The sequence below is a fragment of the Niveispirillum sp. FG148 genome, assembly GCF_057809655.1.
This window is the reverse complement of record NZ_JBMDKJ010000030.1, coordinates 62,131-77,475: the sequence shown is the minus strand read 5'-3', so window position 1 is coordinate 77,475 and position 15,345 is coordinate 62,131. Positions and strand designations below refer to the sequence as shown.

Annotated in this window: 10 protein-coding genes and 1 pseudogene; 7 read left to right on the top strand and 4 right to left on the bottom strand. The window is 64.3% G+C overall.

The features are described 5' to 3' along the window. Both ACODTW_RS23325 and ACODTW_RS23320 read left to right on the top strand, forming a co-directional pair. Window positions 1–287: pseudogene (locus ACODTW_RS23325) on the top strand (ISKra4-like element ISAzba1 family transposase); the annotation flags it as partial. 97 nt (window positions 288–384) lie between these two features. Then, window positions 385–2,394 carry a hypothetical protein gene (locus ACODTW_RS23320; protein ID WP_488948522.1) on the top strand — a complete coding sequence of 670 codons (2,010 nt, stop codon included), beginning with the start codon at window positions 385–387 and terminating at the stop codon, window positions 2,392–2,394. Here the strand turns inward: ACODTW_RS23320 and ACODTW_RS23315 are convergent. From ACODTW_RS23315 to ACODTW_RS23300, 4 genes are read right to left on the bottom strand one after another with little or no spacing between them, the layout of a single operon-like run. After that, entirely contained in the window at window positions 2,369–5,239 is a 2,871-nt protein-coding gene (locus tag ACODTW_RS23315) for a glycosyltransferase (protein WP_488948521.1), read from the bottom strand. The genes ACODTW_RS23320 and ACODTW_RS23315 overlap by 26 nt on opposite strands. After that, a complete protein-coding gene (locus ACODTW_RS23310; RefSeq protein WP_488948520.1) occupies window positions 5,223–6,899 on the bottom strand; it encodes an FkbM family methyltransferase in 1,677 nt (558 codons plus the stop codon). The genes ACODTW_RS23315 and ACODTW_RS23310 overlap by 17 nt, the downstream gene beginning before the upstream one ends. Further along, complete coding sequence (locus tag ACODTW_RS23305) at window positions 6,896–8,974, bottom strand: FkbM family methyltransferase (RefSeq protein WP_488948519.1); 2,079 nt, start codon at window positions 8,972–8,974, stop codon at window positions 6,896–6,898. Before ACODTW_RS23305 ends, ACODTW_RS23310 begins: the two co-directional genes overlap by 4 nt. Then, the gene (locus tag ACODTW_RS23300; protein ID WP_488948524.1) at window positions 8,974–9,765 is read right to left on the bottom strand and encodes an ABC transporter permease; all 792 of its coding nucleotides are present in this window, start codon (window positions 9,763–9,765) and stop codon (window positions 8,974–8,976) included. Before ACODTW_RS23300 ends, ACODTW_RS23305 begins: the two co-directional genes overlap by 1 nt. Before the next feature lie 603 nt (window positions 9,766–10,368). Here ACODTW_RS23300 and ACODTW_RS23295 point away from each other — a divergent pair. The 5 genes from ACODTW_RS23295 to ACODTW_RS23275 are packed head-to-tail and all read left to right on the top strand — an operon-like array spanning window position 10,369 to window position 15,326. Next, window positions 10,369–11,562, top strand: coding sequence for a glycosyltransferase family 4 protein (locus ACODTW_RS23295; protein ID WP_488948518.1), 1,194 nt, complete (start codon window positions 10,369–10,371; stop codon window positions 11,560–11,562). Between the two features lie 18 nt (window positions 11,563–11,580). After that, window positions 11,581–12,600, top strand: a complete 1,020-nt coding sequence (locus tag ACODTW_RS23290) for an NAD-dependent epimerase/dehydratase family protein (protein WP_488948517.1) — start codon at window positions 11,581–11,583, stop codon at window positions 12,598–12,600. Beyond that, window positions 12,590–13,588 (top strand): glycosyltransferase family 2 protein, encoded by a 999-nt coding sequence (locus tag ACODTW_RS23285; protein ID WP_488948516.1) that lies wholly within the window; start codon window positions 12,590–12,592, stop codon window positions 13,586–13,588. Before ACODTW_RS23290 ends, ACODTW_RS23285 begins: the two co-directional genes overlap by 11 nt. Then, the gene (locus ACODTW_RS23280) at window positions 13,585–13,983 is read left to right on the top strand and encodes a GtrA family protein (RefSeq protein ID WP_488948515.1); all 399 of its coding nucleotides are present in this window, start codon (window positions 13,585–13,587) and stop codon (window positions 13,981–13,983) included. The genes ACODTW_RS23285 and ACODTW_RS23280 overlap by 4 nt, the downstream gene beginning before the upstream one ends. Then, window positions 13,983–15,326, top strand: coding sequence for an NAD(P)/FAD-dependent oxidoreductase (locus ACODTW_RS23275; protein WP_488948514.1), 1,344 nt, complete (start codon window positions 13,983–13,985; stop codon window positions 15,324–15,326). Before ACODTW_RS23280 ends, ACODTW_RS23275 begins: the two co-directional genes overlap by 1 nt. Window positions 15,327–15,345 lie beyond the last annotated feature (19 nt).

The window sequence follows — 15,345 nt, the reverse complement described above, 5'->3', positions numbered from 1 at the left end:
CCAAACTGCTGCAGGCCTTGGAAACGTATATCGTCGGGCAGCGTGACCTGATCATCGACTACGCCACTGCCCGGCACCGGGATGAGCCTATCTCGACAGCGACGACCGAAAGCACGGTTCAGCGGTTGCTGCACCGACGCATGGGCGCAAACCAGCAGATGCGATGGTCCCCACGGGGCGCCCACCGCATGCTGAAGGTTCGCACCGCGGTGATGAACGGCACACTCGTATCGGATCACGCAGCCGCCGAGCCGTTTGCCCGTCGGCCTTTCCGCAAAGCGGCATGAGACCCCCAGGTTTGAGACGGTCTCATTTGCCTTCGCCCCTCCAATCCATCGTTGCATACTCTGCCCTGACGAAATGACGGCGGACCAGCGACTTGACATGAGGGCGTCTTACGAACGAACGGCTTGGTGGGTCCCGGCCACCTGCCTGCTGCTGCTGATCGGCTGGAAGGTTGATAGCGTGCAGGCTGTCAGCATCGACATGGCACATCATTATGCGCTGATTGAACGGCTTGCGGAAAAATGGCGTTTTGCCGCCGCCGACGATCCGGCCGCCCTGGCCGTCGACTGGCGATCACTGGGGGAGATGATCCATTATCCGGCGCTTGCCCACCGTTTCGCTGCCGTCATCGGGCGGGTGCTGAATTCCTCGTTTATCGGCATGCAGGTCGTTGCCGTGGCCGCCGCGGCGATTATCTGGGCAGGAATCGCTGCCGCCCTGTTCGCCGTGCCCCGGAACGCCGCCACAGTCGCCGCCGTGGTTACAGCTGCCCTCCTGGCCGTGACGACGCTGGTCTTTCACTTGCCGGCACATGGCGGCGAGGTGATCGAAGCCTACTTCTTCGCACAACTGGTCGGACAAGCCTTCGCTTTCCTTTGTGTCCTCGCCTGGGTGGTGGAGGAGCAGCGGGGCGAGGACGTGACCATGCGCCGCCTGCTGACGCTGGCCGCGCCTTTTGCTGCTGCCTCCTTCCACCTGCTGCCGGCCCTTGAATTGCTGGCCTTTTTCGGTTGCGCTGCATTGCTCGATGCCTGGGCCGCCCAGGCCGGGCACCGTCAGCGGGTGTTCATCGTCAATTGCGGGTGGTTGGCGGCGGGCGCAGTGCTGTTGGCCATCAACCCTTCATTACGGGCCATGCTGGACATCGCGACCAATAGTGGCCAGTTGCCACTGGCGCTTCCCGATGGAACCGGGGTGTTCGCCGCGCTGGCTGCCGTGGTCCTGGGTCTGGCGGCCGTCAACCTGGCCCTGTGGCGCCGGCTTTCGTTGCGCGGCGTCGGCGGGGCCTTCGCCGGGTTCAAGGCGCTGACCCTGTTCGCCGCGGCCGCGGCCCTGCTGTGTCTGGCACAGGTCGCGGCCGAACGGATGGGGGTCGGCAACGATTATGCCGTGCGCAAATATGTGTATTCGCTGCTGACCGGTATCGCGGTGCAGGCGGGTGTGCTGGCCGGATCGATCATCGCCCTGCGCCACGGCGACCTCCGCGCCGATGCCGATGTCGATCATGGCAAGGTACGGGCGTTGGGTCTGTCGGCGTTTATGGTCGTCGCCTTCTGTTTGACGGGACCGCCGTCTGTTTTCCAGGGGTCGTCAACCCTGACAGCGCGGATCGTCGGCTATGAGCGGCAGATCAAGGCGCTACGGGATGCCCACCTGCCAGCGGTCGATGGGCGGTACGATGTTGTCGCGGGGTTGGCCGACCTCCCGCCCGCCGCTGCCTACATGTTTTCACTGGGCCTGATGAAAACACCGCGTGAGGCCAACGCTGCGGCTATACTGCACGGTCGTGAATTGCCGGAACCCGGCCAGGTGGGCAGCATCATCACCAGCGCCGGAACGGTTCCCTACGACCTGCCCCGCTGCCGCAGTTTCGTTTCCGCATCGGGGCTGACCGTGATGGACGGGCGCTGTTATGCCCAGGACCCGCATCAGCGTCGACGCTGCGATGGCGTGTTCAATTTCCGTCAGGGCCAATCCGACGTGAATTTTGACCATCTTTTGTCCGGGTTCTCCGGTCCGGAACCGGCGGGCCGCTGGACCGACGGCAACGCTGCGTCCTTCCGGTGCCGTCAACCTGAGGGTGAGCGGCGCGCCACCCACGTCGTCCTTGAAACCACGGCCTTCCTGCACCCGACATTGGGCCCGTTCCGGCAGCGGGCGACGGTGAAGGTGAACGGCCATCCTGTTGCCGACCATGTTTTCACCGCAGCGGCGGAAGAGAAAATCTTCGATGTGCCGCTGTCCATCAGTGACGGGCCGGAGATCGAGATCGTCATCGAAACCCCCGATGCGGCGGTTCCGGCGGAACTGGGCGTGGGAGCCGACCGCCGTCGGCTGGGCGTGCAGGTACGCCGGATTGAGTTCAGTCCGGCGTCGGCAGGTCGATGATCTGACCCAGCAGGCTCCGGGCGCTCTCGGACCAGGGGCGTCGCGGCATCGCCGATGATGTGGGCGCTGTGCCGGCCTGTCGTGCCGTCAGCCATTCGCGAAGTGCGTCGGCAAGGTCTTTTGGCGTAGCCGCGGCGAAATAAGCGGCATGCGCGCCCGCCACTTCACGAAATACCGGCAGATCGCGGGCAAGGATCGGCACACCGCGCCGTGCCGCCTCGATCAGGGGCAGGCCGAACCCTTCACCATCCGACGCCGCCAACAGACAGGTCGCCGCACCGTAGACCTCATCCAGGAATTCGTCACTGGTATCGTCCAACCAGAACAGGCGGCGTCCGCGCTCCGGATGGCTGCCAAGTTTGCTGACAATCTCCGGGATGTTACGGCGCATGGCGTCGGGCAGACCGCGCCAGCCTTCCTTGCCCACTACGGCAAGATTGACCTCCACCCCGGCCTTCCACAGAAGGTCAAACGCCGCCAGGGTTTGCAGATGCCCCTTGCGCGGCTCCAGCGTGCCGACCATCAGGAAACAGGGCCGCGCCGACAGCGCGGTCAGCAGCGCGTCGGCACCAGCGGGGCGGCCACGGCTGGGGTTGGAATTTTCCAGATCATCGCCCAGGTGGAACCAGCCGACCTGCAGCGGAACCTGCCGTCCGGGATCGTTGGCCTGCGCCCAGCCTTTCATGTCCTGTGCGACGGCGGCGGAAATGCAGACCACGCTGTCGGCACAGCGCGCCACGGTCCGCAACCAATCCTCAAAACCGAAACCGCCGGGTGGAAAGACCTGTGGCAGCAATATCGGCAACAGGTCGTAGACAATGAAATGCACCCCGACACCACGGGCGCGCAGATTGTCATAGACGCCGCCCCGGTCGGCATGGGTGATCAGGTCGCCGATAAAATCCGCCCCAAGCAGCAGGTCGCCAGCACCGAACTGGACTGGGTCGTCGGTGGCCCAGTCGTCGGACAGGTCCAGCAGCTTGCAGGTCCAGCGCCGCATATGGCGGCAATGCCAGACGCCACCCTGATCGGACAGGGCCGCCGGCTCCACCCGCCAGCCGGCCGGCATCTCGCGCAGCAGGGCCAGGATCAGCGCGCGCACCACCCGCTGAATGCCGGTCTGCAAATCATTGCGGCAGATGGCCGAAACATCGACGACCAGCTGTCGGGCCGGCCGGCGACGGGGCAGCGTGTCCGCGACCGCCCCGGCCAGATCGACCAGATCCGCATCCGCCGGGCGCGCGCCGACCAAGGCAGGCAGCGCCTGGATAAGACGGGTTTCATGCAATGGTGAGCCGCGCCCGGCTGCGTAGAATGTCTCCATGGCCACGGCATAGGCATGGGCACAGGCGGCCGGTGCATTTTCGGCCGCGGTCCGCGTCCGGGCCCGTTCGGCCAGCGCGGCGCGGCCTGGGACGTCGGTGGCCAGAGCGTCGATGGCCGCCGTCAGGTCGCCGTGCGCGAAGGCGTCAGCCAGCATGACCACGGCATCCCCCGGCAGCTCGGCCAGCGCCCCGTTGGCATTGACGATCAGGGGTAGGCCCCAGGTCAGGCAGTCCAGCGCCGCCGCCGAGGTTTCGCCCCTTGTATCGGTGCGCAACTGCACGGCGATGTCGGCGGCCGCCAGGTAGAGCCTGTAGGCTTCCGGATCGGTCCAGCCGGTGATCATCGCCTTGCCGTTACCGGTCGTCTTCATGGCGCGCAGCAGGGCGGCGCCATAATCGCCGGGATGGTTTTCCCCGACGAAGACAAGGCGGCTGTCGGCATGGTGGGCAATGTCGGTCGCCGCCCAGGCCCCCAGCAGGTCGATATTCAGCTTGTTCGGCCCGACCATGCCGAAGGCGCACACGACAAAGCCGTCCGGCGACCAGCCCAGCCGCCGCCGCGCCTCTGCCCGATCCGGCACCGAACCGGACGCCAGATCAGGGGCGACCCGCATCAGCGGGATCCGCCGCCAGTCGGCAACCGCATCGGGTCCGTAATGCGCCTGCGCCAGATTGCGGCAATAATCATTATGCGCGACGATTCCCAACGCACCACGCAGCACGCCGAAATTGACCGGCTGGCGCGCCGTGATCCTGGCGGGGTCGGCGGTGGAGAAACGGTCGGCGACGGCGGGATATCCCCCGGACCGATAAAGCTCCCGGCTCCAGCCATGCGGTGCCAGACCATAGACGTCGCGGTAACGGACAACATCGCCAAGGAAAAATTCGTGCAGCATGACGACGCCCGGCGCCTGATCCAGCAGATCAAACATCCGGGCGTGATAGGGCGAATTGCCGAAATGATAGAGCACGCGGTCATACTGGTGGGCCGTCGCCGCAAAGGCATCCGACGTCAGAACGCCGCAATGGGCTACGATCCACGGGGCGGAAACAGACGCCTGATCGGTGACGACATCGATATCGTACCAGCGCCCCAGTTCCGGGATCAGGTCGGCGCAGTAATCGGCGATCCCGGATCGTTCCGGCGGCAAGGGTGTGACGACCGCCAGTTTCAGCCGCCGTGGCGGTGGCGGCGCGTCCGGGACCGGATCAGGCCGCAGAAGGGAGAGGTCATCACCAGGGGCCACCGTCTGATCGGGCCGCAGATTGGCAATGAAGGCCGCGTGCAGCAGCCGGGTGATTTCCGCCTGACGGCCGGTATCGCCGATGGATCGCGGCAGACGCAGGGCCCGGATATTCTGCCGCTGCAATCGGTCGCCCAGGACGGCGCGCAAGGCTTCGGCCGGGGCCGGGGTGCGGGCGTCCACGGCGAACAGAACCTCATGTCCGGCAAACCGCGTCAGCGCCGCCGCCGCGAAATCGGCGGAGAATTCCTGGGTCAAATCAACGACGATGCGCATTGTCATCTCCGGCGGCGGCCTTGAAGGCCCTGTCCAGTCGGGCATAAATCTCCCGCGTGTGCGGCGGCACCGCGTCCAGTCCCGGCGGGCCGTTGATCACGGCCGTGTCCGTTGCGCCCGCCCGCGGCGGTGCCGATACAGCGGCCAGCCGCGCATGCAGGACCCGCAGCGGCCCCATAATGCCCAGGCGGCGGGCCAGCCCGGCCACGCGGGCCCTGCGCGTCGGATCAGCCACCAGCCGTAACAGCCGGCGGATCAGTGCCGCCCTGACCTTCTTGGCCGTGTCACGCGGATTGCCGGCACCAAACAGCACCCGCACCGCGCGAAGCGGCGCCGTGACCCGCCATGACAGGCTGGCGCGCAACGCCGCCACATCGCCGCGTGCCGCCGCCAGTTCAGCTTCAGCCGTCATCGCCCGCGCTTCGGCCCATTCCGCCCAGGCGCGGGTGTCGCGCAGGGCTTCGCTGAGGTTTTGCAGCTCCGCTTCCAGCCGCTGGGCTACTGTTGTGGCCTGACGGCGTTCCGCGTCTGCTTCCCGACGATCCGCGTCGGCGGCACGACGGTCTTCTTCGGCGGTACGCCGGTCCGCGTCTGCCGCCCGTCGATCCTCGTCGGCGGCACGACGATCGGTTTCGGCCTGTTCGGCGCGATGCCGCGCATGAAGGGTGGCGGCTTCGGCATTGGCCGCGCGCTCCAACGCCGCAGCTCGCATTTCTTCGGTGCGTTCAACCTGCCACAGCGCCTTGTCCGTGGCAGCTTCCGCGCTGGCCGCCCGCTCCAGCGCCGCCTTCAGCATTTCTTCGGCCCGCTCGGCCTGGATGCCGGCCCGCGCCGCCTGTTCTTCGGCCCTTGCCGCGCGGTCCGCATCGACCTGCGCCTGTTCCTTCACCCGCCGCGCTTCCTCGGCCGCGACGCGGGCGGCCTCCGTGCGGTCACGGGCAACGACCGCATTTTCCGCCGCGGCATTTTCCGCCTGCTGCTGGGCATGCGGTTTGAAGGCGTCAAAGACGTTGGGCGGATAGCGGAAGGCGTCAAGCAGTTCCGCCCGCTCATTCGCCACATAAAAGCGGTTCAGGCCGTCCGCATAGGCAAGGCGATAACCGCCATCAAGCAGGATCATCTCCCACTCTTCATGGGTCTCGCGGCGGGAGTTGGGGTAGGTCGCCTCCACCACCGTCACCCAGGGGCGATGCCGGGTGAAATCCCCGCCCGCCAGCACGTCCTTCTCCAACCCTTCGACGTCGATTTTCAGGAAATGGATATCGCGTGGCGCATATTGGTCGCAGATGTCGGCCAGCGTGCGCAGCGGCACCTCGTGATGGACGCCCTTATGCCCGTCCGCCGCAAGGGCCGCGGCAATGTCGGCCCGTCCGGTGGCCCATCCCTGCACATCCGGTTCCCAGATGCGGATGCTGCCCGCTGCCGCACCCAGGGCGCAGGCCAGGTTGATATCACGCGGACGGTCGGCCGCCAGCAGGGCGAAGGGGGCCGGCATCGGCTCCACATTCACCCCGCGCCAGCCCCGGTCGTAAAACGCCTTGGTCACCGAATAGTCGGTCGGGTGATTGGCGCCCACATCGATGTAAAAACCGCCCTCAACCCGCCCCAGCGCCCGCATCAACATCACATCTTCAAAATTCAGGGCGTAAGAGATCATCATGGCGATTCCCCTGCCAGATCAGGCGTCAGCGGGCGGGCGGCATGGGCGACAATATCTGTCGCGCCCAGTGCGGCGAACAGGGCTTCATCACGGCGGCGCTGCGGATGATCAGGCGGCCGGGCGGTCAGGACATCGGCTCGCACATATCGGGCATCGGCCCAGAATAACTGGCCGCCATGCAGGGGGTGGGGATGACGGTGGTCATTGTCATAAAACACTGCATCCTCGCCCAGAACGGCGTTCGACCCGTCACGATGGGAATAATGCACAAGGTTGGTCAGCTTCCACAGCACGAAACCGCGGTCGCGCAAGAACCGGTCAATATCCGCATAAAGCGGCTGGCCCTGATAGATCGGGTTAAATTCGACCTCGACATCGATGCAGCGGGTCTGGTCCAGCAGGCCACCGGCCCCTTGCAGGATTTCCAGCTCACTGCCCTGGGTGTCCAGTTTCAGATAATCGAAGCGTGTCACCCCCGCTTCCGCTGCCCAACCCGCCAGCGTCACCACATCGATGTCACATGTTTGCGTCAACCGGGCACAATCCAGCGCCGGGTATTGCGTTGTCAGAACCGGGTCTGGTGGCAACAGCGAGGCGCAGGCCGGTTCGCGGGTAAGGTGCAGCGTACGCCGCCCGGCCCGTCCGGCCAGCGGCAGCGGCACCAGCGTGACCCGTCCCGGTGCCAGCGCGGCATAGCGTTCGGTCAACCGCGCACATTCCTGCGGATCGGGGTCAAAGCCATAGGCGACAAAGCGCGGATCGGCGTCGGCGCTGACGAAACGTTCGGCAAAACCCCAGCGGCAGCCGATATCCCCCACGATCAGCGGGGAATCCGCCGACAAGGGCGGTTCGCCCGGCCGCTCAATCTCGAACCGCATTTCGTTCCAGGACAGGCCGACGAAATCGGTCTTGCTGAGATTGACCACCTCAAACACAAACCCGCGATCGATCCAGTGATAGTTCTTTTCCAGATGTGAGCGTTCGCGCACCAACGAGGCGTGGATGGAGTAGGTGCCCACCCCCAGATTGGCGTCGAAACGGACATGGAAGGTCAGCCGCTCGCCCCGTCGGGCCGACTTGATGGCCTGCCCGGTATAGAAGCTGTTCGTACCGAACATCATCTGCCCGAAACGGTCCTTGATCCCACAGCCCAGCACCAGCCCGTCAAGATCTTCATGGACGGTGACGGCCAACCGGGCCTCCACCGCCTGCCCCACCCCGACAACGGTGATCGGCTGCCCGTCGGCATCGTAAAGGCCGATACTGTCGATCCGGGCCTCGCCGCTGCCGGAATCGGTGCGGGTGGCGCCATCACCACCCTTGCGCTGCACGATCCGCCCCGCCTTGTCGGCGGCCATCAGGGCGTTGTAATAGTCAAACACCCCTTCCGGTTCCCCATCCATGACCAATTGCCCCTGATCCAGCAGCAGGGTGCGGCGGCACAGGCTCAGGATGGCGTGCTTGTCGTGGCTGACCAGCAGCAGGGTCGTTCCCGCCGCACCAAACTGGCGGATGCGCTCAAAGCTCTTGTGCTGGAAATAGGCGTCGCCCACGGACAGGGCCTCGTCGACGATCAGGGCGTCGGGACGCTCCGCCGTCGCCACGGCAAAGGCGAGACGGGCCTGCATGCCGGTGGAATAGACCCGTAGCGGCTGATCAAAGTAATCGCCGATTTCGGCGAACGCCTCGATCTCCGGCATCAGGCGGGCGATCTTGGCGGCGTCGAAGCCCTGCAACTGCGCCGCCATGACGGCATTTTCGCGCCCGGTGAAGTCAGGGTGGAACCCCAGACCCAGTTCCAGCACGGCCGCGATACGTCCTTGAACCCAGACCGCCCCCTCTGTCGGCCGTGCCGCACCGGCGATCAGCTTCAGCAGGGTGCTTTTTCCGGCCCCGTTCAGGCCGATCAGCCCCACCGTCTCGCCCGACCAGATGGAAAAGTCCACATCGCGCAACACCCAGCGCCGTTCGCCGCGCGGTACCGCGCGCGGGGCCAACCAGTCGGCCAGACGCGTCCAACGGCGCGCATAGCGGGTATAAGCCTTACCCAGCCCCTTGACGACAATGTCACCCATCACAATTCGTCCGCCAGATCATCGGCGCAGCGCCGGAACAGCCGCACGCCAAGCGCCAGAACCAGCAACGCGACCACCGCCGGATAGGCCAGTGTCAGCCAGTCCGGACCGTTACCACTGACCGCCCCCGCCTGAAGCGACAACATCAGCGGGGTCAGCGGGTTCCAGCCAATCACCGCCTGTGCCGCGTCTGGCAGGATCGAGACTGGATAGACCACGGGGGTCAGCCAGAACCAGAACTGTGCAGCGATACGAAACACCTGCTCCACATCGCGGAAGAAGACATTGGCGACCCCCAACAAAAGGCCCAGCCCCATCGCCAGCGTGGCCAGCAGGGTCAGGACCGGCGCCGCCGTCACCAGGAAGGACAGGCCGACATGCCCCAGCGCGGCGGCGACAATAAAGAATATGGCGAACATGATGGCGAAGTCGACAGCGGCCGTTGCAATCGCAATCACGGGCAGGCAACCCCGCGGTACGCTGGATTTCTTAATAAGTTCAGCGTTCTGGATGAAAATCACCAGAAGCTGTTCCACCGTCTGGATGAAAAAGCCCCAGGCGATGACACCAACGCACAGAAAAATACCATAAGAGAATGGCTTATCCGCGTCGCCAAACTTGACCGGCATGATTTGCGAAAAAACCGTCATGTAGATCAAGATCATCAAGAACGGACTGATAAGACGCCAGGCCCAACCCAGCAGGGCGCCCTTGTGCTTTAACTGAAAGTTGCGATATATACTTCCGAGTATAAAGTGACGGTAGGTTGAAACTGACTTAATAAACTGCACAGCCACACCTCAATATTTCGCGGAATGATATGGAATTTTCTAATTGTGAAATATTATCGCGGCATTGAATATTTTGTCAATCTTGAAATCAAACACACTAACAGGCCGCGTTACATCTGACAGTGGGCGGAAACCCCTTTCTTCCGACAATGCGCCGTGGTTCGACCCCTTGCCAAAGGGATCAAGGATTATTGTGCGCAGCGCCGACACTCATGGCGACAGCCACCGCCTTTCCGGACAGGTCGCGAGGGTCACGGGGCGTCGCCCTATCGGCTGCGCCTGATCCCAGGGATCCCGGGCAAGGCGATGGGCCTGTGAGGCGTGTCCGGTAGTTCGGCGGGGGCAACTGAAGGGTGCCCTATGACAAGCCTGCGCACCTACGCGGATCGAAGACGCGTCATCAGGTTGCAGGGCCGGAGAGAGGTCTGCTAAAGGCAAAAAGCACCATCCAACGGCCGCGCCGCAGGAAATATTGTTCAGTTCTTCCGCATCTTGTTGGCGTGTTTTCCTTTATCAATTAATCTGGATATCGAGTGGGCAGAGACCCGTACGGAGAGGGTGGGCCGATTGTCGGATGACGGATCGCCTCTTGAGGTTGTTTTCTTGGCTGATGCCGTTACACCGCCCTTGACCGGGGTCGGGCGCTATAGCTGGGAACTGGCTCGCCGCCTCTCCTCCGGTGCTTTTCAGACGCACCTGACGGCGATGACCCTGAATGGTGCGAAGTTGCCGGAGGAACTGACGGCGCAGCTCAACGAAACAGCGGATGGCAAAGATGCCTCCTGCCGGCGGCGCGCCGGCTTTTCGTTCGATCCTGCGGCACCCGTCAAGGCGGCCCTGCGACATGCGCCCTTCACCGCGCCCGCCGTAGAGCGCGTCCGCCGCACCATTTTCGCTGCCCGTCTGCGGCGGTACGCCGGCGCACGCAATGTCGTGGTCCACGGTCCCAGCTTTTTCGCGCCCAGTACCGGTTTGCCAACGGTGGTGACCATCCATGACCTGTCGACGATGTTTCACCCGGAGACGCACCCGCGCACCCGCGTCGAGCGGGTTGGGCTGATGCTGGACGAAGCGGTGCGCCGGGGCTTTCACATCCTGACCGACGCGACGGTCACGCGGCAGGATATCGTCAACAGCCTGGGGGTGGCGCGCGAGCGGGTCAGTGTCGTACCGCTGGGCGTGGGGCCGCCATTCGGGCTGACGACGGAACAGGAACGCCACGATGTCCTGGCCGCCTATGGTCTGCGTGAAGGCGGTTATTGCCTATCGGTCGCGACCACAGAGCCGCGCAAGAACCTGTCCCGGCTGATTGATGCTTACGCCGCACTGCCGCTCGACCTGCGGCGGGAATATCCGCTGATCCTGGCCGGAGCTGCGGGTTGGCGCAACGCCGGCTTGCTGCGAAAGATCACCGCGATGGAGAATGACGGCTGGGGTCGGCTGTTGGGGTTCGTACCCCAAGGCCGGTTGCCGGCCCTCTATGGTGGGGCCCGACTGTTCGCCTATCCGTCGATGTATGAGGGGTTCGGATTGCCCGTGCTTGAGGCAATGGCCTGTGGCACACCCGTATTGACCTCCAACGCCTCAACAATGCCGGAGGTGGCCGGTGGTGCCGCATTGCTGGCCGACCCGCTGGACGAAGGCGACATTTCGCAGCATCTGGTTCAGGGATTGACCGACGCGGCTTGGCGAGCCGGCGCGATCGACGCCGGACTGCGCCGCGCGGCCGCGCTGACGTGGGAACGGACGGCCGCGGACACGGTGGCCGTCTACCGCCATGTTCTGGGGCGCAACTGACATGGCAGGGGAAAAATCGTGACCAGCCCAACTCCATCGCCGCCCGCATCGACGGCCCCCCCCCATGCACCGCGTTGTCATCTGGTGTTGGGGGGGCGCGGCTTCGTCGGGTCCCGTCTGGTGGCCGGGTTGTCCGCGGCAGGTTACACCGTACGCAGTTTCGACCGAGCACCGGTGCCCGCAGCCGCAACCATGGCGGGACCGGAAGCGGTGGGGGTGGAACATGTCGTCGGTGACGCCATGACAGCGGAGGATTTGCACCGGGCAACGGCGGGGGTGGATGTCTGCTTCCATTTGCTGTCATCGACCATTCCGCAAACCTCCAACGAACGTCCGACAGAAGATGCGACCAGCGCCATCCTCGGCTCACTGACGATATTCGACGCCTGCCGACGGGCGGGTGTACGCAAGATCATCTATCTGTCGTCAGGAGGCACGGTTTATGGCCGCGCCCGGTATTTACCGATCGACGAAAGCCATCCGACCGACCCTTTATGCGCCTATGGCATTAGCCGTCTGGCGGTGGAAAAATATCTCCACCTGCAACATGCCCTGTATTGCATGGATTACTGCATCCTGCGGGCCAGCAATCTCTACGGCCCGGGCCAGCGGCTGGAGGCGGCACAGGGCGCGGTTGGAGTGTTTCTGGGGCGCATGCTGCATGGCCGACCGATCGATATGTGGGGCGATGGGTCGGTGATACGCGATTATCTGCATGTGGATGATCTGGTGCGCGCACTGATCGCCGCTGTCGAACCGCACGGCAAGACTCGCTTATTCAATGTCGGATGCGGCGTCGGCCACAGCCTCAATGATCTGCTGGCGGCACTCACCGACCTTGTCGGGAGGACACCACTGGTCAACCGTCACCCCGGACGGGACTTCGACGTTCCGGCCAACGTGCTGGATATTCGCGCGGCCGCCGCCGGTCTGGCCTGGGCACCCAGGATCGACCTGTCGACGGGATTGCAGATGACATGGGCGCACTTGCTGAAGGCGTCGCCCCTGGTAACCGGGGAGCAGCGGCGTGTCGGTTGACCAGCCCCTCCCCGCCGACATGGCACTCTCGATCGTCGTTCCGGTCTATGGCAGCGCGACCATCCTGCCGGAACTGGTGCGCCGCATGGCGGCCACGCTGGAAACGGACCCTGACCTCAAGGGACGGGCAGAGGCGATTTTTGTTTGTGACGCCTCCCCCGACGACAGTTGGTCGGTTCTGCGCCGGCTGACCGCGGAATATCCCTTCATGACATGTGTGCGGCTGCGGCGGAATGCCGGACAGCATCCGGCCGTGCTTGCCGGGTTGCGGGTCGCCGCCGGGCGGGTGATCGTCACCATGGATGACGATCTGCAGCACGCGCCGGAAGATGTTCCGGCCTTGTATCGCACGGTCGCCGCCGGTGCCGATGTCTGCTATGTGCGTTATGCCCAGCAGCGTCACGCCGCCTGGAAGCGGTTGGGCAGCCGGTTCAACGATATTGTCGCGGTTCGTCTGCTGGATAAGCCCAAGGACCTTTACCTGTCATCATTCCGGGCGCTCGACCGGGGCCTCGTCGATGAAGTCGTTCGGTATGCCGGACCGTTCGTCTATATGGATGGGCTGATCCTGTCGGCCGCTGTCAATATTGCAACCGTCAGCGTGGAACATCACCCGCGGTGCGAGGGGAGAGGCGGCTTTAATCTGAGAAAGTCCATTGCCCTCTGGGCGTCCATGGCCACCGGCTTTTCCGTCGCCCCGCTGCGCCTGGCCTTGTATGGGGGGTTGCTGGTCATGGCCGGCGGGTTGCTGGCGGCGGCGCTGCTGCTGTTGACCTATGTGAAGGATGGTTCAGTGGACAGTTCTGCCGCGTTCATCCTGGTTGTTTTGCTGCTGGGAGGCGGGCAACTGGCGGCTCTGGGGCTGATCGGCGAATATCTTGGCCGCCTGTCCCTTTCTGTAAACGGCAAGCCGCAATATATGGTGGCCGAAACGGTGGGCGCGCGGGCACGAACACACTCCCTGGCAAAGGAAAGCCGCTGTCGATGACCCGGACCATGCCGCAATTCCTGCGCTACCTCGCCTGTGGTGGCACTGGCGCAGGGCTGGATTATGCCACCTTTCTCGCTCTGGGTGCTGTTGGGGTCCATTATCAGGCCGCCAATATCGCCGGTTACGCCCTGGGAACATTGGTCAGCTTCATCCTCAATCGCCTGCTGACCTTCAAAGTCCGCGATCGGGTGGGCCAACGACTGGCTCTGTTCTTCGCCGTGGCCGGAACCGGCTGGGCGGCGTCGGCCCTGCTGCTGCTGCTGCTGGTGGGATCGGCGGGGATGGACGAGGCCATCGCCAAAGCCATGACCCTGCCGATTGTCGCGGTCCTGCAATTCACCCTTAACCGGCGCATCACCTTCCGCGCTGCATCTGTGGAGACCGCCGCGTGATGAGCGACGAAGCGAAGATTTACGATGTCTGCGTCGTTGGAGCCGGCTTCACCGGGCTTGCTGCCGCCATGAAACTGGCACGGGCGGGAAAATCGGTGCTCGTGGTCGAAGCAGATGAAGGGCCCGGCGGGCTGGCCTCCTCCTGCCGCCTCGCCGATGGGGTCACGGTGGAGAAATTTTATCACCACTGGTTCGACAGCGACACCCATCTGCCAGAGATCATCGGCGAACTGGGCCTGCAGGACCGCATCCACACCGCGCCGTCGCGCACTGGCATGTATTACAACAAGCAGATTTGGCGCCTGTCGACGCCTCTGGACCTGCTGACCTTCAAGCCGCTGTCCTTCATCGACCGCATCCGCCTGGGCCTTCTGGTGTTTCAGGTGCGGCGGATCAGGAATTGGCGGGCCATCGAACATCTGTCGGTGCGCGAATGGCTGGAACCGCTGTGCGGCCGGGAAGCGTTCCGCATCGTCTGGCAGCCATTGCTGGAGCATAAATTCTCCATCCATGCCGATGATGTTGGCGCTGTCTGGATGTGGAAAAAGCTGGCCCTGCGCGGCGGCACACGCGACCGCCGTGGCGGCGAACGGCTGGCCTATTTCAAGGGGGGGTTCGGCGACCTGGCACAGGCAATGGCGGACGACGCGACGCATCATGGCGGCGTGGTTCGATACCGCGTCCGTATTACGCGGGCCCTGGTGGAAGATGGCCGGGTGGCTGCGTTGAAATGCACGGACGGAAGTGAGATACGGGCGAGGCAGTTCCTATTCACCCCTGCCCTGCCGATCATCGCCGACTGGTTCACGGATGTGCCGGGCGTTGATCCCGTCTGGATCGCCAGCCTGCGACGCGTGAAGTATCTGGGCAACGCCTGTCTGCTGCTGGAACTGGACCGTTCCCTGTCACCAACTTATTGGCTGAACGTCAACGACCCCGGATTTCCGTTCGTCGGGGTGATCGAACACACCAATTTCGACGATCCTGCCGCTTATCAGGGACGCCATATCGTCTATCTGTCGCGCTACATGGCGCGGGAAGATCCCGTATGGGATTACGAGGACAAGGTTTATCTGGACTACGCGCTTGGCCATCTCCAGCGGATGTTCCCGCAGTTGGAGCGGGCCTGGATCAAGGATTTTGCCCTCTGGAAGGCACCCTACGCCCAGCCCATTGCCGAACGCGGCTACTCCAGTCTCGTGCCCGACCGCTGCACGCCACTGGCCAACGTGCAGATTGCCACCATGGCCCAGATTTATCCCGAAGATCGGGGCACCAACTACGCCATCCGCGACGGTCGCGATGTGGCGCAGGCGCTGATCGAGGAGATGCGGGGGGAATAGTTGACTCGCGGTACGGCGG